General features: G+C 45.3%; 19 protein-coding genes and 1 pseudogene. 10 read left to right on the top strand and 10 right to left on the bottom strand.

Going from position 1 to position 18,042, the window contains the following annotated elements; all coding sequences use genetic code 11:
* Positions 1 to 58: 58 nt before the first annotated feature.
* From ACLWBB_RS08405 to ACLWBB_RS08385, 5 genes and pseudogenes are all read right to left on the bottom strand, one after another.
* Positions 59 to 469 (bottom strand): hypothetical protein, encoded by a 411-nt coding sequence (locus ACLWBB_RS08405; protein WP_413291177.1) that lies wholly within the window; start codon positions 467 to 469, stop codon positions 59 to 61.
* 165 nt (positions 470 to 634) lie between these two features.
* A complete protein-coding gene (locus ACLWBB_RS08400) occupies positions 635 to 964 on the bottom strand; it encodes a DMT family transporter (protein ID WP_413291176.1) in 330 nt (109 codons plus the stop codon).
* A gap of 240 nt (positions 965 to 1,204) precedes the next feature.
* Positions 1,205 to 1,693 (bottom strand): annotated as a pseudogene (infC, locus tag ACLWBB_RS08395) (translation initiation factor IF-3); the annotation flags it as partial.
* A gap of 95 nt (positions 1,694 to 1,788) precedes the next feature.
* Entirely contained in the window at positions 1,789 to 3,750 is a 1,962-nt protein-coding gene (gene thrS, locus ACLWBB_RS08390) for a threonine--tRNA ligase (RefSeq protein WP_413291175.1), read from the bottom strand.
* 313 nt (positions 3,751 to 4,063) lie between these two features.
* On the bottom strand, positions 4,064 to 5,536 hold the full coding sequence (locus ACLWBB_RS08385) for a hypothetical protein (protein WP_413291174.1): 1,473 nt from the start codon (positions 5,534 to 5,536) through the stop codon (positions 4,064 to 4,066).
* 166 nt (positions 5,537 to 5,702) lie between these two features.
* Between ACLWBB_RS08385 and ACLWBB_RS08380 the strand changes: the two genes are divergently transcribed.
* Positions 5,703 to 6,512 (top strand): TIGR02147 family protein, encoded by an 810-nt coding sequence (locus ACLWBB_RS08380; protein ID WP_413291173.1) that lies wholly within the window; start codon positions 5,703 to 5,705, stop codon positions 6,510 to 6,512.
* Between the two features lie 20 nt (positions 6,513 to 6,532).
* Here ACLWBB_RS08380 and ACLWBB_RS08375 read toward each other — a convergent pair whose 3' ends face one another.
* On the bottom strand, positions 6,533 to 6,877 hold the full coding sequence (locus ACLWBB_RS08375) for a VOC family protein (RefSeq protein ID WP_413291172.1): 345 nt from the start codon (positions 6,875 to 6,877) through the stop codon (positions 6,533 to 6,535).
* A gap of 72 nt (positions 6,878 to 6,949) precedes the next feature.
* Positions 6,950 to 7,861: a S1/P1 nuclease gene (locus tag ACLWBB_RS08370; RefSeq protein WP_413291171.1), complete on the bottom strand. Its 912-nt coding sequence runs from the start codon at positions 7,859 to 7,861 to the stop codon at positions 6,950 to 6,952.
* 224 nt (positions 7,862 to 8,085) lie between these two features.
* On the opposite strand from ACLWBB_RS08370, the gene ACLWBB_RS08365 reads away from it, so the two are divergent.
* Both ACLWBB_RS08365 and ACLWBB_RS08360 read left to right on the top strand, forming a co-directional pair.
* Positions 8,086 to 9,024: a YceI family protein gene (locus tag ACLWBB_RS08365; protein WP_413291170.1), complete on the top strand. Its 939-nt coding sequence runs from the start codon at positions 8,086 to 8,088 to the stop codon at positions 9,022 to 9,024.
* A 101-nt stretch (positions 9,025 to 9,125) separates the two neighbouring features.
* Positions 9,126 to 9,962: a hypothetical protein gene (locus tag ACLWBB_RS08360; RefSeq protein WP_413291169.1), complete on the top strand. Its 837-nt coding sequence runs from the start codon at positions 9,126 to 9,128 to the stop codon at positions 9,960 to 9,962.
* On the opposite strand, the gene ACLWBB_RS08355 is transcribed toward ACLWBB_RS08360, so the two are convergent.
* A complete protein-coding gene (locus ACLWBB_RS08355) occupies positions 9,959 to 11,161 on the bottom strand; it encodes an MFS transporter (RefSeq protein WP_413291168.1) in 1,203 nt (400 codons plus the stop codon). The two genes, ACLWBB_RS08360 and ACLWBB_RS08355, sit on opposite strands and share 4 nt — an antisense overlap.
* Positions 11,162 to 11,196: 35 nt before the next feature.
* The gene (locus ACLWBB_RS08350; protein WP_413291167.1) at positions 11,197 to 11,343 is read right to left on the bottom strand and encodes a hypothetical protein; all 147 of its coding nucleotides are present in this window, start codon (positions 11,341 to 11,343) and stop codon (positions 11,197 to 11,199) included.
* 108 nt (positions 11,344 to 11,451) lie between these two features.
* Here ACLWBB_RS08350 and ACLWBB_RS08345 point away from each other — a divergent pair, with 108 nt between their 5' ends.
* On the top strand, positions 11,452 to 12,045 hold the full coding sequence (locus ACLWBB_RS08345) for a thymidine kinase (RefSeq protein ID WP_413291166.1): 594 nt from the start codon (positions 11,452 to 11,454) through the stop codon (positions 12,043 to 12,045).
* Here ACLWBB_RS08345 and ACLWBB_RS08340 read toward each other — a convergent pair.
* On the bottom strand, positions 12,035 to 12,568 hold the full coding sequence (locus ACLWBB_RS08340; protein ID WP_413291165.1) for a hypothetical protein: 534 nt from the start codon (positions 12,566 to 12,568) through the stop codon (positions 12,035 to 12,037). The genes ACLWBB_RS08345 and ACLWBB_RS08340 overlap by 11 nt on opposite strands.
* Before the next feature lie 90 nt (positions 12,569 to 12,658).
* On the opposite strand from ACLWBB_RS08340, the gene ACLWBB_RS08335 reads away from it, so the two are divergent.
* The 6 genes from ACLWBB_RS08335 (at position 12,659) to ACLWBB_RS08310 (ending at position 17,977) form a co-directional block, all read left to right on the top strand.
* Positions 12,659 to 13,018, top strand: coding sequence for a hypothetical protein (locus tag ACLWBB_RS08335; RefSeq protein ID WP_413291164.1), 360 nt, complete (start codon positions 12,659 to 12,661; stop codon positions 13,016 to 13,018).
* Between the two features lie 104 nt (positions 13,019 to 13,122).
* Positions 13,123 to 13,620, top strand: a complete 498-nt coding sequence (locus ACLWBB_RS08330; protein ID WP_413291163.1) for a hypothetical protein — start codon at positions 13,123 to 13,125, stop codon at positions 13,618 to 13,620.
* Between the two features lie 187 nt (positions 13,621 to 13,807).
* Complete coding sequence (locus ACLWBB_RS08325; protein WP_413291162.1) at positions 13,808 to 14,311, top strand: PepSY domain-containing protein; 504 nt, start codon at positions 13,808 to 13,810, stop codon at positions 14,309 to 14,311.
* A complete protein-coding gene (locus ACLWBB_RS08320; RefSeq protein ID WP_413291161.1) occupies positions 14,308 to 15,411 on the top strand; it encodes a glutamate-cysteine ligase family protein in 1,104 nt (367 codons plus the stop codon). Before ACLWBB_RS08325 ends, ACLWBB_RS08320 begins: the two co-directional genes overlap by 4 nt.
* A 3-nt stretch (positions 15,412 to 15,414) precedes the next feature.
* Complete coding sequence (locus tag ACLWBB_RS08315; RefSeq protein WP_413291160.1) at positions 15,415 to 16,602, top strand: Mur ligase family protein; 1,188 nt, start codon at positions 15,415 to 15,417, stop codon at positions 16,600 to 16,602.
* Positions 16,595 to 17,977, top strand: coding sequence for an ABC transporter permease (locus ACLWBB_RS08310; protein ID WP_413291159.1), 1,383 nt, complete (start codon positions 16,595 to 16,597; stop codon positions 17,975 to 17,977). Before ACLWBB_RS08315 ends, ACLWBB_RS08310 begins: the two co-directional genes overlap by 8 nt.
* The last annotated feature ends 65 nt before the right edge of the window (positions 17,978 to 18,042 follow it).

The raw sequence follows: 18,042 nt of genomic DNA, 5'->3' as shown, positions 1-18,042 counted from the left end.
AAGGGCAAGGGCAGGAGCCCGCTGCAACAACGCAGGATTTGGGTTTATGAGATAGCTTCTAGACGTACTTGTAGAGGATCCGTACCCAGGCCGAGCATACAAAGGCCACCAGAAGACTGTAAGGACTGGGGTACAAAAGATAGGCTACGCCACCAAAAGTGAAAAACAAGGCATAAGGAAACAGATTCCAAAAGTAAGAATCATCCTTCAGGGAAACCTTGAAAGACGTCTTTTTAGAAACCTTGAACTTGATAGGATTGTGAGTAGGAATGATCTGTTTAGCGAACCAGTGCGGGCGCAAAAGACCAAAGTAAAAAACCGAAATACCCACCAGCATAAACACGTAAGCTAGCATTCGTTCCGACGAAATGCCACACATCTGACTCAGGCCTGGAAGGCAGGTAGCAAACAAAAATATAACGGAAAGAGTGAGAAGACTTGCAGAAATCCAATACTTACTTTTGCTCATGAATTTTTTGTCTCATATTCATCAGCAAATTCCAAATCGCACTTCTTTTGGAATTTCGCAATATGGACGAGAGTCTCGGAAACAAATAAAAAAACGTCGTAAAAAAAGCCCACGAAGAAATCCAATACGTTCTTCGCGGGCACAATCCCAACAATAAATTCGTATTTATCCTTCTGCGAACTTAAGTCCCAGAATACCGCCAACAATCAGCGCCAAGCACAGAAGCTTCATCACTGACATGGACTCATGAAAGAAAAAGTATCCCACTACCACTGAACCAACGGCACCAATTCCCGTCCACACCGTGTAAGACACGCCGATTGGCAAAACCTTCATCGATAGCGACAAGAGGTAAAAACTCACCGCCATCACTGCAATAGTAAAGACCGAAGGCCACAGCTTTGAGAACCCTTCGGATTGCTTCAATCCCGCCGCCCAGATAAACTCCAACACTCCAGCAATCACAAGTACGATCCAGGCCATGTTTGTTGTCATTTTCTTCTCCTTTGTGTGGGGTTTAAAAAAAACAAAACCGGAGTCTTTTAAACCCCGGTTTTTATTTTAGACTTTTTAAAGTCCGGCAACTTGAATTTTGTATTCTATTTCGGCGTTAACCCGACGAGCTTAATCTTCTTCGTCGTGCTCTTCTTCCTCTTCAAGCTCTGCAAGTTCTTTTGTATCTTGCTTAGACTTGTTCGGATGAGCCTTCAAGTAGTCCTTGATCTTAAGTGGATCCGGAGCCAAGAGAAGGAACATTTGCTTTCCTTCCATCTTCGGATTCGCTTCCACCATCGCCAAGTCTTTCACGAAGTCGATAGCCTTGTTCATAAGCTCCATACCGAGCTCTTGATGGGCCATCTCACGACCCATGAAACGAAGATTTACTTTCACCTTGTCGCCATCCAAAAGGAATCTGCGAGCATGGTTCATCTTAGTTTCAAAATCATGTTGATCCGTGCGTGGACGCATTTGGATCTCTTTCACGCTGACAATCACTTGCTTTTTACGAGCAGCAGCTGCCTTCTTTTTATTTTCGTACTTCCACTTGCCATGATCCATGATTTTGCAAGTAGGAGGAGTTGCTGTAGGTGCAATCTCCAGAAGATCGAGGCCTCTATCTTCAGCGATTCTTAACGCCTCTGGAACTGTCATCACGCCCAACATATTTCCTTCGTCATCGATAACGCGGATTTGTTGCGCACGGATTTCGCGATTTACTCGCAACGAGTCTTTAGAGTCTTTCTTACCACGGAATTGTCCTCCGCCTCTAAAATCGTTTCTACCTTCGAACTTGCTAATGGGAAACCTCCAGGGTTTGTTTAAGTTGCAGCTTCCTTCATTAATGAGGACTGCAATTTTCGTTCGTTAATATCTGTTGTAATCAATTTCAATAAATCATTTACCGCGATGCCTTTGTGTTCAGAGCCATCTCTGAGACGCAAAGAAACTGTTTTTGCTTCGGCCTCTTTGTCACCAACGATGACCATGTAAGGCACTTTCTGCAATTGAGCTTCGCGGATCTTAAACTTCAACTGCTCGTTGCGGTTGTCAAACTCAACACGCACCTTGTTGTCTTTCAACAAACCTTGCAGCTCTTCACAGAAGCCGTTCACACGGTCTGTAATGTTTAAGATCATAACTTGGGTTGGAGCCAACCACGGTGGCAAGTGTCCTGCCGTATGCTCAAGATAAACCCCGATGAATCTCTCGAGAGATCCCAGGATCGCTCTGTGAAGCATTACTGGACGGTGCTCGCGATTGTCTTCGCCCACGTATTCCAATTTGAAAGCTTCCGGCAAATTGAAGTCCACCTGTAGTGTACCCAATTGCCATGGACGATTCAAAGCATCGACGAACATGATGTCCAATTTTGGACCATAGAACGCCCCATCGCCCGGATTCACCGTAAATGGCAGGTTCAAGCTGTCCAATGCTTTAGATAAAGCACCCTCGGCCTTATCCCAAACCTCGTCACTTCCCATACGGTTTTCAGGACGCGTAGACAGGAAGATCTTGTAGTTGTTCATGCCGAGCTGGCTGTAGACTTGGTTCAGAAGCTTCATGAAGCTTGCGATCTCGGTCTGCATTTGATCGATCATACAGAAAATGTGAGCATCGTCTTGGCAGAAGGTACGAACACGGGTCAAGCCATGCATCGCCCCTGACTTCTCAAAACGGTGCAAACGACCAAAGTCCGCCATACGCAGTGGCAATTGTTTGTAAGAGTGTGGCTCTGACTTAAACAGCAGACAGTGCGAAGGACAGTTCATTGGCTTTGTTGCGAAATCTCTTTCATCCACGCGGGTGAAGAAGATGTTCTCTTTGTAGTTTGCCATGTGGCCAGAAGTAACGAACAAGTTCGAATCAAAGATCTGCGGCGTGATCACTTCTTGGTAGCCATACTCAAAGTACAACTCACGCATGTAAGTTTGAAGTTGCGTGTAAACAGTCGCACCCTTGCCAGTGAAGAACGGAGAACCCGGAGCCCACTCATGAAAGTGGAATAGTCCCAATTCTTTACCAAGCTTACGGTGATCGCGTTTTTTCGCTTCTTCCAAATTGTGAAGGTAAAGATCGAGTTCTTTTTTATCTCCGAAGGCTGTCGCGTAAATACGCTGAAGCATCGGATTCTTTTCATCACCACGCCAGTATGCACCAGCAACTGCCATCAATTTGAAAGCTTTGATTTGACCAGTTGATTGAATGTGTGGACCACGGCAAAGGTCAAACCAACCATCCCCGTTGAAGTAGATACCCACTTCTTTTTCGCCACGACCTGCAAGGTCTTCGATAAGTTCAACCTTAAAGCGCTCTTTCATTCCTTTGAATGTTTCGATTGCTTTTTGGATTGGCCAGTTTTGGCGAACGATCGGAAGATCTTTGGCAACAATGTCAGCCATCTTCTTTTCGATTTGGGCAAAGTGCTCTTCGGTAAAGTGGAATGGAGAATCAAAGTCGTAATAGAAACCATTTTCAATCACAGGACCGATGGTGACTTTCACCTCAGGCCACAATTGTTGAACAGCTTCTGCAAGCACGTGAGCAGTCGTATGACGAATCACTTCAACGGCTTCTGGTGACTTCGTCGTCACCAAAGAGATCTTCGTTTGATCTTTGAGCGGCGTACGCAAATCTGAAATTTCAGTTGCGCCGTTAACTTTCACACCAAGAGTTTCTTTCGCAAGACGTGGACCAATAGACTGAGCCACCTCAAGAGCCGAGGGTTCGTGATCAAACACCTTCGTAGAATTATCAGGCAAAATAATTGTAACTTGTGACATTATGACAGCGTTGTGGTCGTTGCGAGAACGACCGAAGTATTCGAGGTTGCTAATGATTTCTTAAGAGAAATTCGCATCCGATAGTCTTAAAACGCTGGGGGCTGGGGGTCAATAGTAAATCCGTGACGAGAGCTTCATAGGGCCTCTCTACAGGTTTGTTTATGCGCCGCCCCGACTAAAAACACCTTATCCGAGCTATCCCTCTAGTTCCTATGGAGATTTTCAAAGAAAATTCGGTCTTTTCTGGGGTCAATACTTCAATCAAAGCTGACCCCTCGGAAAGTGGCACCATCAAGAGCTTAGTTTCTAAGTTCTATTGAACGATGCCTTTGTAGACACAGGTTTGAACAAAATCAGTTTTGCTGACATCTTGAGGCAGATATTTATAAACTTGAGTGAGCTCAAAGGTTTTGTCGGAGTTCGTTTTTAAACGAACTTCTGAGAATCGCGTATCCCCAAAGCCCCTTGAAGACCAACTGCCGCCATTCTCATTGGTCATGAAAGCACCGCCATCCGAAGTTTTACCATAGTTGGTAACGAATGTGTTCACGTGATAAGCACCAAACACTATAGCATCGCTCCCCGAGGAAGAAGCCGTCGCTCGCTTAAAATACAATTTATCATCTGCCTTATAAACTTGAAACTCGACCTCTTTATTGAATCCATTCTCGACATCACATTGGACCGATTGAACCGCGTAGGTGCCAACAAAGTTCTCCCATGGATTCTGGGTCGGAATTGTCAAATGTCCATTGAGCATCGGCGCACGCATACCAAATGCAGTTTGCTGGGTGAAAACCTGACGAACGGCATACTCTTTTTCCAACTCTTTTAATAAATTAAGTGCGTCTTGCGAAGACTTCAATTTCATAATTTTCTCGTCGGCGTATGGGTCTGTATCAAAACTGTCATCGCTATTCAGGAAGTAGTCTCTCCCTTCAAATGGCAGTTCATAACGAATTTTATTTTTCTCCTGATCAGGACCCGGGATCAAACTCTTAATATATTCATTTGCCTTTACAACCTTAATTCTAAGTAAAGACAGATAGTTCGACTCACGATTTCCATAGAGTTTATAAACATAACTCTTCCCGACAGCTTCGCCTTCCCAAGTGGTCAGTCTAAATAGTGCGAGGTCAAGGCGCATATTTGCGTCCACAAAATTTCCTGCTTCTACAGCCTCAATACCCCCGGCCAAATTCCAAAAGAAGTAACTGATTTCATCTCTAAGTTTTTCTTCGTTGATCGCATCGCCAGAGTCTGAATTCATTATTCTCCAAGCGATATCCTGTTGAAGCTCTGTCGCTTCAGCTTCGTCGGCCCCCATAAAGTGAGCCACTTCATGCATTAAGAGAGCCAGAACTTCTCGCTCTACCATTGCCTTGTCTATTTTTTTTGAGATTCGGTCAGCACTCAGACAAATAGTATTCGGTTTCAGCGCATGAATGCTTGCATCGACTTCAGTTCCATTTGAAGTCAAACAAGGAGCGTTTTCTCGAACTTCCAAACGAAGATCATTTAAAACCTCTTGCGCCTTACGTGGACCGCCAAAGAGCTTTTTCTGTAAGGGAATCGTTGAAAGATGCGCATCAGGATCTTCATATCCATTCAATAAATAATATAATTTCGACTTAGCCATCTCGGCAAATTCGCGCACTTCTGAAGCCGATACTGGGTACGCGGGTAAAGTACCGCCGCCACCGCCGTCCATGCCTCCGGTATTACCGTTGGCCCAAAGGGATTCTGAGATGAGAATCAAAGGAAGCAAAATAAGTTTTTTAATCATAGGGTCCTCTTATTGATGTTTTGTTATTAAGGTTCAATTCCTTTTTTGTGCGCCGGCTACCCAGAGAAGATCTTACAAAACTTTACTTAAATGTATATTTTCGTTGTCATTTTTTAGGTCAATAATTTACCTATTGGTCAATCTTAGTCCTACAAAGGTCCTTTTTATGAACTTATTCGAATCCATGAATTATCGGGAATTTCTCGAAAGCTTTGTGAAAAGCCAGCCTCGTAAAGGTCATGGCTACAAACTCAAGATGGCTGAAGCTCTGCGCGTGCATCCAACTTTGATTACGCAAGTTCTTAAAGGTCACAAAACATTTTCGATGGAACAGGCCTACACGCTCGTGCAGTTCATGAATCTGAATGACCTTGAAAAAGATTATTTTTTGACTCTTGTTGAGTGGGACCGCGCAGGCTCCAGCTCACTTAAAAAATTTATTGAAAGCAAACTTCTAAAGCTTCGCACTGAAAACGAAAAAGTTAAAAACCGCGTTCAGACTTACGCCAGCATGAGTGAAGCCGATCAGGCACTTTTCTACAGCCAGTGGTACTATTCGGCTCTAAGGCTCTCGAGTGGTCTTGGCAAAAATATCACGGCCGAGTCTTTGGCCGAAGATTTCAATCTGCCGCCGGAGCTTGTGCAAAATGTTTTGCAGTTCTTAATTTCTCGCGGACTCGTCGTTGAAAAAGACGATAAGACTTTGGATCGCGGGCCGCAAAACACATTCTTGCCCTCAGATTCACCGCTCGTCAGTCGTCATCATATGAATTGGCGCATGAAGGCTCTGGAAAGACATCCCCGCCTACAAACGGACGAATTAGCGTTCTCGGCGCCTGTTACTTTGGCTGAAAGTGATATTGCTGAAGTGAAGAAGATGTGTCTTGATTTTATTCAGAAACTTTCAAAGCGAGTCTCGCAAAGCTCTTCCGAAAAACTTGCGTGCATCAATATCGACTGGTTCCGCGTCCACTGATCCTCGTTCGTGCTCGGCAACTAACGGACCGGCTCAACAATAATAGATCTTCCTTCTGGATCTTTGATCTTGAAGTACTGGCTATTGCCCGAAAGAACAGAGACTCCCGCCGCCTCTATACGCGTGCGATAGCCTGTGAAGTCTGGAACACTGAGTACTATCGTACCGATATCAGTGCGGTCTTCCCCAGCTTCAAAGCAGAGCAAAGAGCCATCGACATAATAATTCACGTAAGAGTCTGAATAGTCAGGAACCGTTTGATTTTCGCGGACGTAAGTTCCCGTCGAAAGCTGAAGTTTTTCTTCATAGAAGTTGCGAATTTCAGACAAACGACTTGTGTGGAAAATAATCGAATTTAATTTCATAAAGACATTTCTAGAATGCCCTTGGAGCTCTATCAAGAGCTTTTATTCGAATAATGAACTTCTTGATTCGGCTTATTCGTCGATCGGGCCGATTTGGATCAAAGTATCAAGACCTTGAAAGAATTTCTTGATATCATCGGCAGAAATATCGATCAGCAAATCTTTGTCTGACGTGCTAAAGATCTCATTCAAAGTGTACGCAATACGAAGACCCGCTTTACGGACGCGAAGATCAACGACGCTCTGATACTGGTGCAAGTAGACATTCTGATCTTCGTCATACCCTATGTAAGCCGCAGGGACCACGTCCAACGACTCTTGATACCACTCACCGACTGTTCCTGCAGTTTTCAGAGGACTTGGGTACTCTTCTGAGATGGCGACGGCATAAAGATACCCTGGATCTTTTTTACCCGCATTTTTCAACAATTCTTTGCGCGATTCGCTGATAATGCCGCGATCCCAAACCTGGTGAAGGTTGGTGTCGTTCTCAAACCATTTAACCTGAATTGCATTGCCGCCAGCATCGCCGTCAAACCCACTATGCAAAGGTTGATGAAGATCACCAATACAGTGAATCAGAAATTTCAAAGCTTCCGTCTTATCTTTTTTACTTCCGGTTTTCTTTGCTAAAAACTTTTTGTATTTCAAAATAGCTTCGAGCGCTCCCGCTTTGTGCTTGGGAAATTCCAAAATCTCTTTTGCATCAAGATGCTCTCGATCGCGGAATTCATCCGGCGTATCGACAAAGTGATAGCCCTTCGTTCCTGCGTACTCAGGGAGTTTTCGAACCATATCAGGCCAAAGAACTGCTTCGGCCAACAATGTTTTCCCTAGAATCTTGACCACAGCCGTACGGGCTTCCGGAGTGAGGTTGGCTTCTGCAATATAGCCTGTGGCCTTGTGGCCAGTCGGCCCCCAAGCCAATGCCCCAAGAGGTGCTACTAAGGAAAAAACCAGTAGAATATTTTGAAGCTGTCGCATGGAAGCACCTCACTGCCCCCAAGGGTGCAAGAGCGGGACCAAAATGGCAAGCCTTAAACGCGCTATATCCGATTTGAGATCGATTTTCGACACCTCTTTCTGTAAATGCGCACAATTTGTGTCCGTCTGATTTACAACTACAAAGCCGCGCCCAGCCTGCCGGAACTTCCTTCCCTCTTGCCGGAACACAAAGTTACCATATGCTTTTGAATGGAGACCTGTTGATGAAGTTTGCAATCCGACTTTTGCGCGTGTCGATTGTCGCTCTCTTGTTCTCGCCCCAGACCTGGGCAGCTACTGCCGTTGTCGACGTCACCCTTAGACCTGCGGGTTCTTTTAAAGCCAAAGTAAATGGCTTCAAGGGCTTTGCCGTGAAAAACGGAGACACCGTGGAAGCTCAGAACATCGTTGTGAATCTTGAGGGCATAGAAACCGGCATCGAACTTCGCGATACTCACACCAAACAGTTTCTTCAAACCGATAAGCACCCCGAAGCCGTTCTTGTTTCTGCAAAAGGAAAAGATGGTAAAGGCGTTGGAAAAATACGCATCCGCGGGATTGAAAAAGAAGTCTCTGGAACTTATCGGATTGACGGCGAAGAGCTCGTTGCGGTTTTTAATTTGAATCTTCCAGATTTCAAAATCCAAGACGTCAGTTATATGGGTGTTTCTGTGAATGAAGCCATCACATTGCACGTCACGGTCCCTCTCAAACCAGCGTCGGCAGTCGAAAATCTTCCAGCCCCGACACCCACACCTGCAAAGATACCTAAACCCCCTAAAGAAAATAAAAAACCGAAAACGGCCAATAAGAAAAAATCTGGGAATAATGATCGTTGTTTTATTACCCTCCCCGGGGGAGAGTTTTTAGAACTCAAACACGAGAGGAACTCTGGTCAGACCAACGTTGTCTTTGTGTATTCTCAACGAGGCGAAACCTCGGACAAGATTGCCGCCAACCTTGGGAAAAGCGTCTATACAACCGACGTGAAACTTCTAACCGTCAATGATACAAATTTTAAGTCAGTCTTAAATTCGGAAGATTTCAAGGAAGTTATTGCACATCTTTTCAAAGACACACCTTACGGCAAAGGTGGCTCATTCGATAAATGGATTAACACCGACATCCTCACCGCTGAATTTAGAAAGTGTCATATTAAATAGAATCTCTAAGACAATCATCGCGATCATGTATCTTCGCAGAGGGCCTCCAATAGGTCCTCTGTTTTCTTGAATTCCGCCCGTGAACTACTGAAGATTTGCCTATGAAACAGCTTTATAAATTTATTTTTGCGTCTTGTGTTTTAGTCAGCACCACTTCTCTTCCGGCGAATGCTCAAATAGCCCCCGGAGACGAAAAATTTCTGATTCACATCGGATATTTTCTGCCTTCGTTTACAACCAAACTTGGCATTGCTAGTGACACTCTGGGGCGCGGCGATGAAGTCAGTATCGAAGATGATTTAGGGCTAGATACCACACAAAATGTCGTTCGCACCGACGTCAGCTGGCGGTTCGCCGAGAAACATCGTGTAGAGCTTGGCTATTTTGTATTTAACCGTAATGGAGAAAAAACACTCACTCGGGAACTCCAAATTGGTGACGAAGTCTTCCCCGTCAGTGCCACTATCAACACCTCATTTAAATTTCAAATAGTTCCATTCTATTATTACTATTCTTTTATTAAGACCCCGGAGATGGAACTTGCTGGAGGATTGGGTCTTCAATGGTCAACCATGAAGGCCTCGATTATAGGGAGCTCATCTTTAGGAAACGAAGATGCTAGCCGAGATGCCGAAGCCACCGCCGATGGTCCACTGCCGCTCATCAGTGCAGACTTTGTCTACTACTTCAATCCAAAATGGGATTTTGGCGTCAACATCGGCCTCTTCTCTTACAAGACCGCTCAGGTCAATAAGACCTACCAAGGAAATGTCGCTACGGCGACTATCAGCACAGATTATTGGTTTGCAGACAACTTCGGAGTCGGTGCTGCCTTGAACTGGTTCGCACTAGACGTGGACGTGGAAGCGCGACTCTGGAATGGAACAATGAATTATCAGTACTGGGGACCTCAGCTGTTTCTTTCCGCAAAATTCTAACTTTTGCGGACGTACTTATAAACTGAGCACAAGGACAAAAACACTGCCGAGACTAACAAAGCCTTGGAGCTCGTCGAGAATCTTGCCAAGGCTCCCCACGTGACGCTTCCTAATGACATACCTAAATAGAATACAGATAGAAAGACTCCAAGCATCGTCGCTTTCAAGTGCGAAGCCGTGCTGAGTTGTCGCGTACTCATGTTCATTAAAGTCGCAAGGATGATCCAGCCAATGCCCCCTAAGACCATCGCAAGGCATGCCATCACGTAAACATCCGCTAGTGCCAATAATGTTTCCCCCGCTGCAAACACCAGATAAGCAAAACTTAGCGACTGCCAAGTTCTTTGCGGGTTCATAAGGTGTCTTGAGAAGATGGCGCTTAAGAATGCACCAAAGCCCAAACACCCTAAGAGCGAACCATATTGCAAGGACTCAAGGTGCAACTCCAAACGACCACGCACGGGATACAGAGCCCACAATGCCGACGCCGAAAAACTAACAGCAAGAATTTCCACCCACAATTTTAGATTGTGAATTGAAAATAAAATCTTCCAATCTTGAGAATTGATTTTTTGATAGTACGCTGTGAATTTCTCGGGTGCATGAGTTGTTTTCGAACCTATTGGCCAAATCCAATAATAGAAAATCAAACCTAAAAATGAAAACGCATTCACAAAAAAAGCGCTACTTGCTCCGGCGAATCCAAGAATTAATCCACCTACTGCAGGTCCCACGACACGCGTAATGTTCAGTCCCATGTAGTAAAGCATCACAGCGCTTTGCTGCTCGTGTTGAGGTACTAACTCTGAAAGAACCGTTTGATAAGCGGGACCATTCAATGCAACGCCGATCCCCATCGAGAAACATAAAAGCAAAATCATGATTTCAGAAAGAGTGCCTTGCGCCGCTTGCAACCCTAAGAAAAATGCAGAGCTTGCCATCAATGCTTGTGCGAAAAGCAAAATTTTTCGACGATCTCCGCTGTCGGCCCAAAAGCCCGCGGGAATAGACAGAAGAACCACTGGAAGACTGCTTGAAAATGATAAAAGTGAAATGACCAGAGGGGATGTTGATAAGTGAGTCATCAGCCAGCTTGCAGCGACATCTTGAACCCAGGTCCCCAAATTGGAAAGAAAAGCACAGCACCAAAAAACTCTATAGGCAGGATAGCGAAAGGGACTCCAAACTGACGCTTGCACAACCCCTCCCGACTCTATTCCCCGACTAAATTATATTAGTAGCTTGGTCCCCACTTCAACGCGATGAAAACAATGATCAAAACAGGGATCGCGCCCCACAAAAAGAATGGCATCATCTCTTTTGCAATTCTGTTGTCTTCTTCATCTTTTTTCAAATTCACGTTTTTGTGTTCGTGCGCCATATAATCCCCTTTTGCTGAGTCTTTGAGCAATATGAAGTTATTTTATGTGAAAGTCTTGCGAAGAGCAAGAAGCATGGTTATAGCTTTTTAAGGGGGAGGGGTCCCATCATGTCTGAATTTTCGTATTTTCAAGCTCGTGGCTGGATCGAAGTAGTTGTCGGCTCAATGTTTAGTGGTAAAACAGAGGAACTCATTCGCCGTCTGCGTCGTGCAGAGTTTGCGCGTTTGCCAGTTCAAGTCTTTAAGCCAGTGATCGACGATCGCTACAGCATGACAGACGTGACTTCTCATAACAAAACTTCGATCGCATCGAAGCCTATCAAATCCGCTGATGAAATCTGGAACCACCTTCACAAAGACACCAAAGTGGTGGGCATTGATGAAGGCCAGTTCTTTGACGATGGACTCATTCAAGTAGCTCAAGACTTGGCGGATCGAGGACTTCGCGTCATCATCGCGGGTCTTGATACGGATTGGCAAGCAAAGCCCTTTGGACCAATTCCAACCTTGATGGCCATTGCTGAAAGTGTGACCAAGCAACACGCCGTCTGCGTGGTTTGCGGAGGCACTGCCAGCCGCACCCAAAGAACTGCGGGTGGAGCTGGGCAAGTGCAAGTGGGAGCTACGGACGCGTACGAAGCCCGCTGCCGTGAACACTTCAAGCCCGTGGTGGATCAACCATCAATGAGCCTTAGTCGTTAATTCCATAAAGAGTTCCAAATTGGATGTCCACACTGGTGCATGTAGATTCATTGAAAAACTCTCCGCGAACCGCATAGAGTTTTTCAAAAGTGACCGGGTACTTTTCACCCGCCTTTAGAGTCACCTTTCCACCATGGTCATCTTCCAAATAGAACACCGGACTTTCGTTGGAGCTCTTGCTGCACTTTTCATATTTGTGCTCAACACGGTCCAAACTGATCCATCCATTGAACTGAATTGGAAACATGAATCTCTTCTGCAGCTTTTTATATTTCTCGGCGCCTGCATCTTGATTCAGGTTGTTGGTTTTCCAAGCCTGACTGACATGCGTGAGCTTGAGCTCTTCTGACTTCAGAGTCAGAGTGTCTTTATCATCAAACTTCTTCTCTGGCTTCCCGAAATCTGGCGGTGGTCTTTTACCAGTACCTTGACCGGCATCCTTAGAGGCACCGCAAGCAACGATGCATACAAGGCTCGCACAACAAACTAAAAATCGGGTCATTCGCGTAACAAAACTTGTCATAGAACCTCCCAATACCTGCCTATTATGCCAGAGCAAGAACTTCCGTAGAAATGACTTAAAATTCCGGGGTTCTTCTTGTATTCTTCCAACATGCAGATCCAAGTCTATACACAAAGGGACAAATCCAGTATTCGAGAACTCAAGGCTTCTGTTTTTTCTCAGCAAGAACGACTGAAAAGATCTTTGATAAAACTTTTTGCATTTTTAGGGCTAGCACTGGTTTCTGTGTTAATTCCCGTAATGCACTTTGTACTCGTACCATTATTTGCAATTCTCGCACCTTTTTTTGCCCGTAAAACCTACCAAGAAGAAGTGGTTTTAGAAGCTTGCACAATCGAGTGCCCTGAATGTCATCAAAACACACAAGTTTCAAAAACTTCAGGACAATGGCCACTTCACAATATTTGTTCTCACTGCCGTAACCGAATTTATTTTGATCTTGTTAATTGATGCCATTTCGTTTTTTGTCTTCACTCCTGTCGGCAAAACGTCTTTTGACGATGAATAGCTTTTTGGATTGATAATAAGCCTCCAACAACACAAGGAGGTTTTTTGTGAAAAAGTTAATTTTCTCTAGCGTTCTATTGGCAGCGGCTATCGGTTTTGCAGCGGATCCACCAGCTGATCCACCAACAACACCCGCTGAGCCATCTATCGAAGGGACATGGAATGTCACTGGCCGTGCTTGCACTAGTAATGCTCAGCTAAAGGACAACATCAAAATTGGCACAGACACATTGTCTATGACAAACAATGCTGACATGTCTTTCGAATACAAAACAAATATCGCTGGCTGCGAAACAGTGATGAAGGGAACTTACGTAAAAGACGGCATGAAAGTAGATTACAGTGCGACGTCTTCTCAAGGTTGCAAGGATACGGCACCAGTTCCTATGAACGAAACGCATTCCATGTTTATCGCCCACCTTTCAGACACAGAAGCTGTTACAGTTGCGACTGGAGACATGGCAGAGATGTCTTGCCCAGCCGGTGACGCTTTGGTTGTTAACTGGGCTAAGGACGGCGCTACCCCAACACCACCTACTCCATAGGCCACGTCGACAAGAACCTGGTTAGAGGAGAGAGGCTATTTCATGCATCTCTCCTCTGATTTTTAGTGGCTGTTTTCCCTCGGACCGGGCAAATTTTGCAGAGTAAAGTTTCAATTAACTATCAACTGCCCATTGCTCCCACAAGTTCCTTTCACTTCCCAAAAGCTTCCGTTATATCTCTGATCCTATGCTTCGCTTACTTCGCAAATGGCACAAGTGGGTTTCCATTGTTATTGCCATCCCATTTCTGATTACGCTGATCTCTGGTATCCTGTTAGCCACTCGAGGTTTTAATACCTGGGTTCAGCCAAACTATCCGCCGCTCAAGTCTAAGCTTGTGCTTAGCTTTGATCAGATCTTAACTGCTGCACGTACAGTGCCTGAAGCAAAGATCGTTGAGTGGAAAGACGTTTCGCAAATCGACATCCGTCCTGACACCGGCAATATCCGTGTTCGTTCTAAAAACATGTGGGAATTGCAAATCGACGGTGCGACCGGAGAAATCAACAGTTCTGCCGTTCGCCGTGTTTCTTGGCTCGTGTCCATTCATGAAGGTGCTGAGTTCGGAAAATACGTACGCTATGGGATCTTCTTCCCAAGCGCTTTGTGTGTTTTGTTTTTGCTAATTAGCGGCGTTGCTATCTTTTTCCAACCTTACTTAAATCGCCGTAAAACAAGGAAGACTCCATGAAATTCACTCAGTTCACCGTGGAAGAAAAAAAGAACTTTGCTAAAGGATTTATGTTCGGACTTGAGTCCGAATATCTCGTCGTCAAAAAAGACGATCTAACTCCACTTTGGCATCAAGACCTGACTTTTGAACTCCTTAACGGCATTTTCGAGAGCATCTCTTTAGAAGGCGTTCCATCATGCGATGGTTTGGATCTTGAACCTCCACAAACAAAACTGATGCCTTTTGTTGTTGAAGGCTACCACCTTCCTGATATGACCATGAATGCGAAAGAGATCCTGCCAAAAGGGGTAGAGATCCGCACTCCGGTTTGTAAAAGTCTGCCTGAAGTTTTGGAAGTTCATAAGATTCTCTATAGCCGCCTTAAAGAAGCCATGAACAAGAATGGCTACGATATCGTTGCTTTGTCTCATCATCCGATGGAATCAAACTTCTCGGGCCCACAAAACAAACGCCGTCACGACTATTGGCAATGGTCTATGGAAGTGATGACGACTTACGGACCTGATATTAACGTAAGCCTTCCACCTGTATTGGCTGAGATGATTCAAGAGGCCGACCTTGAGGCGAAGATCAATTACTACGGTCCAGCGTTGTCAGCCCTCAGCGTGGCGTCTCCTTTCCTAAACGGAGCTCCTTGGGAAATCCGTGGTGAGACTGGCAAGAGCTTCCGTATGTACAAACGCAGCTACATTGCGCCTCCGATCGAGTTCCACCCGACCGAGAAGAATCGTTATGAATTCAAAGTATTTGATATGCCAAACTCGATCCAAGAGATCGAAGCTCAGTTCTTGGCGTTCCTGGCTCTTGTCTTGGACGAAGGACTGCAAGGTCGCGCAACAAAGCAAACTCGCATCTATGATCTTGGCCAAGTCGCTCGCAAAGGTCTTGACGCTGAAGAGATGAAAGAACGTGCAACAGAACTTTTGGAACGTGCTCCGGCTGTTTTGAACGAATGGGGCTACTCTGCAGAAGCTTTGAATATCTTTAAAGAGCGCGTAGCCACCGGCCGTACTCCCGCTGATGAGATGATTGAGCTCTACAAAAAGAACAATTCTTTGACGGATGTTCTTCGCGAACGCAGTCGGTTCAAAGTTTAATCCATGCAAAGATTGGCTTTTGACCTTCTCAGCGCAAAGCCAAAAACAGGGGCTCCTTACGAGCCCTCTCTAAACTTACGCGAATTTCTTTTTGGCGCGGCTCTTCGTCGCCGTCCAGAACTCCCTACCCGCATTGCCGCCATCACCGGCAGCAATGGCAAAACCACCGTCAAAGAGATGTTGGGAAGTATTTTAAAAACTTGGTCCGCTAAAAAATCTCAGCCAACTTATATTTCTCCGGCCAACCAAAATACAAAATTAGCTCTGGCGTTACAAATTCTGCGTTTGCCTGTGGAAACTACCTTTGCCACTTTCGAAATTGGCGCTCGTCGTATGGGAGATTTTCAAACTCCATTTTCTTACGTAGCCCCGCAAGTAGTGACGCTTTTGAATGTGGGCACAGCCCATGCCGGAGAATTTGGTTCGCTTGAAAACCTCACACAAGAAAAGCTCTCGGCTTTGGAATTTTCCAGCACTGAGATTTTGGTTTTCTTTGGCGATGACATCCGTATCCTGCAAAAGGCCCACACCCAGAACAAAAAACTTTTGAGCTTTGGTTTTCTTCCACACAATGATTTACAAATTCTTGCAGAAACCGAGGATGGCATTTCTGTGCGCTTTAAAAGTGATGCGTTCTGGGTTCCATGTAATTACGGTGGTCCGCAAAAGGCTCTGAACATGGCTGCTGCCTTTGCGACGGCATTTGCTTTGGGTCTTCCAATCAATGATATCGTCACGGGTCTTGAAAACTTCAAAGGTGTTGAACGCCGCTTTCAAAGATTCAAGTGGCTGGGTCGCCCGGCTATTGATGACGCGTTTAATGCCAGCCCCGAAAGCATGAAGGAAGGTCTTCAGTATCTTGCGAGCATCGCAGGCAGCAGAAAACTACTTTTGGTCTTAGGTTCCATGCTAGAGCTTGGCGAATACACTCAAAGAGCTCACGAAGAGCTTGGGAATTTTATCCTGAAAACCTTCCCACAGAAAAACTTCAATTTGGTTTTAATTGGTGAAGAAACCCAAGCCACCCTTAAAACGGCTCAGGCACAGCTTTTTTCTGGGCAAGTAAAACACTTCATGACATCGGCAGATGCAAAACCGTACGTTGAAGAACTCGCACCGAGCTCGGAAATTATTTACTTTAAGGCGTCCAAAGGCCTGCAACTGCAGAAAATCTTCGTGCGCTATGAATAATGCCGCACTTTTTTCGCAACACTTTGGCAATCTGCAAATCGCAGGAGCTTCGCTTCTGATCCTGTTCGCTATTGGCATTTCTCGCTTTTTCAAATTGAACTTAGGAAAAGATATTTTCATTGCTTCAATCAGAACGACTTTTCAGCTGATCGCGGTTGGTTATATCCTGCGCTGGCTTTTGCATGTCGATTCTTTGGCAAGCAATCTTTTAGTCCTTCTTGTAATGACCTTGGTGGCGGCACAAGCTATTCATTCGCGACTTAAAGACAAAACTTGGAAAATCTATTTTGCCAGTGTGGCAGCCCTTTTCGGTAGCGTTTGGCCTTTGGGACTGGTTTCGATCGAGCTTTTCTTTGGTGGTGCAGCTTTTCAAGAAAGTCTTTTCTTCATTCCATTTATTGGTGTGTTGATGGGGAATGCGCTTTCTTCGATTTCTTTAAGCTTCGTTGGTCTTGAACGGGCTCGCAAAGAAAACCTACTTGAGATTGAAACTTTCAAAGCCCTCGGCGCAACTCCATTTGAGGCTTGTCACAGACTTTACAACGAAGTCCTTCGCAGTGCTTTGACTCCGATCATTAACGGAATGACGGTCGTTGGTATCGTCAGTTTGCCGGGTGTCATGGCTGGGCAACTCATTGGCGGTGTCGATCCTCTAATCGCTGCCCGTTTTCAGATCTTGGTGATGTTCTTGGTTTGTTTCACGGCAATGACGGGCTCGTTGCTGGCAGTTTTCATCAATCACTACTTCATGATGCCAAGCTGGCTTTTACCAAAACACGCAAGCCTTGGGTTTAATTTCAATGCTGGCGATCGCGTTCTTCTGCAAGGACCTTCTGGTGTGGGCAAGAGCCGCCTTCTGAAATCCTTGGTAGGCTTGGATGTCTCTTCAGTACGCGACAATCTAAAAATACAAAATGGTCTAGAGCTTACTCCTGTTACTGAAAACTTCACCCAATATGTTCCTCAGAAAGCCTTCTTTGTTCCAGGGACAGCCTTAGAGAATCTCCAATTGCCTTATCAGTTCAAAAAACATCAAGGTGAACACTACAACCCCCAATTTGTTTCTCAAAGCCTCAGCGAACTTGGAATGAGTGAAGATATTTTGCAGAAGAATGCCATGACCTTATCCGGTGGCGAAGGTCAGATTGTGCACCTTCTTAGAAGCCTGCAATTGGATCCACATGTTTTATTTCTGGATGAAATCACGGCTGCCCTGGACCCACAACGTGCCCAAAAAGTGGAAGAGTTTCTAACGACATGGGTGAGCGCGAAACCACAACGAAGCTTGGTCTTGATCAGCCACCGCGCTGAGCAAGCTCAGCACTTTGCTAACAAAGTTTTGACGCTAGAAAACTCTCAGTTAATTTTGAAGTAGCTCCTTGTTCCCTCTGAAACCCACTGCTTTATTGCCCTTTTCTCTGGCAACAGTTTCTTCTGCAG

This window comes from Bdellovibrio sp. HCB337 (assembly GCF_047302465.1).
Taxonomy (GTDB): domain Bacteria; phylum Bdellovibrionota; class Bdellovibrionia; order Bdellovibrionales; family Bdellovibrionaceae; genus JACMRP01.
This window is presented reverse-complemented; position numbering and strand designations above follow the sequence as displayed.

Excerpts from the sequence above, each read along its gene's own strand:
- ACLWBB_RS08405 (WP_413291177.1), bottom strand. The coding sequence starts at position 469 with ATGAGCAAAAGTAAGTATTGGATTTCTGCAAGTCTTCTCACTCTTTCC.
- ACLWBB_RS08400 (WP_413291176.1), bottom strand. The coding sequence starts at position 964 with ATGACAACAAACATGGCCTGGATCGTACTTGTGATTGCTGGAGTGTTG.
- thrS (WP_413291175.1), bottom strand. The coding sequence starts at position 3,750 with ATGTCACAAGTTACAATTATTTTGCCTGATAATTCTACGAAGGTGTTT.
- ACLWBB_RS08385 (WP_413291174.1), bottom strand. The coding sequence starts at position 5,536 with ATGATTAAAAAACTTATTTTGCTTCCTTTGATTCTCATCTCAGAATCC.
- ACLWBB_RS08380 (WP_413291173.1), top strand. The coding sequence starts at position 5,703 with ATGAACTTATTCGAATCCATGAATTATCGGGAATTTCTCGAAAGCTTT.
- ACLWBB_RS08375 (WP_413291172.1), bottom strand. The coding sequence starts at position 6,877 with ATGAAATTAAATTCGATTATTTTCCACACAAGTCGTTTGTCTGAAATT.
- ACLWBB_RS08370 (WP_413291171.1), bottom strand. The coding sequence starts at position 7,861 with ATGCGACAGCTTCAAAATATTCTACTGGTTTTTTCCTTAGTAGCACCT.
- ACLWBB_RS08365 (WP_413291170.1), top strand. The coding sequence starts at position 8,086 with ATGAAGTTTGCAATCCGACTTTTGCGCGTGTCGATTGTCGCTCTCTTG.
- ACLWBB_RS08360 (WP_413291169.1), top strand. The coding sequence starts at position 9,126 with ATGAAACAGCTTTATAAATTTATTTTTGCGTCTTGTGTTTTAGTCAGC.
- ACLWBB_RS08350 (WP_413291167.1), bottom strand. The coding sequence starts at position 11,343 with ATGGCGCACGAACACAAAAACGTGAATTTGAAAAAAGATGAAGAAGAC.
- ACLWBB_RS08345 (WP_413291166.1), top strand. The coding sequence starts at position 11,452 with ATGTCTGAATTTTCGTATTTTCAAGCTCGTGGCTGGATCGAAGTAGTT.
- ACLWBB_RS08340 (WP_413291165.1), bottom strand. The coding sequence starts at position 12,568 with ATGACAAGTTTTGTTACGCGAATGACCCGATTTTTAGTTTGTTGTGCG.
- ACLWBB_RS08335 (WP_413291164.1), top strand. The coding sequence starts at position 12,659 with ATGCAGATCCAAGTCTATACACAAAGGGACAAATCCAGTATTCGAGAA.
- ACLWBB_RS08325 (WP_413291162.1), top strand. The coding sequence starts at position 13,808 with ATGCTTCGCTTACTTCGCAAATGGCACAAGTGGGTTTCCATTGTTATT.
- ACLWBB_RS08320 (WP_413291161.1), top strand. The coding sequence starts at position 14,308 with ATGAAATTCACTCAGTTCACCGTGGAAGAAAAAAAGAACTTTGCTAAA.
- ACLWBB_RS08315 (WP_413291160.1), top strand. The coding sequence starts at position 15,415 with ATGCAAAGATTGGCTTTTGACCTTCTCAGCGCAAAGCCAAAAACAGGG.
- ACLWBB_RS08310 (WP_413291159.1), top strand. The coding sequence starts at position 16,595 with ATGAATAATGCCGCACTTTTTTCGCAACACTTTGGCAATCTGCAAATC.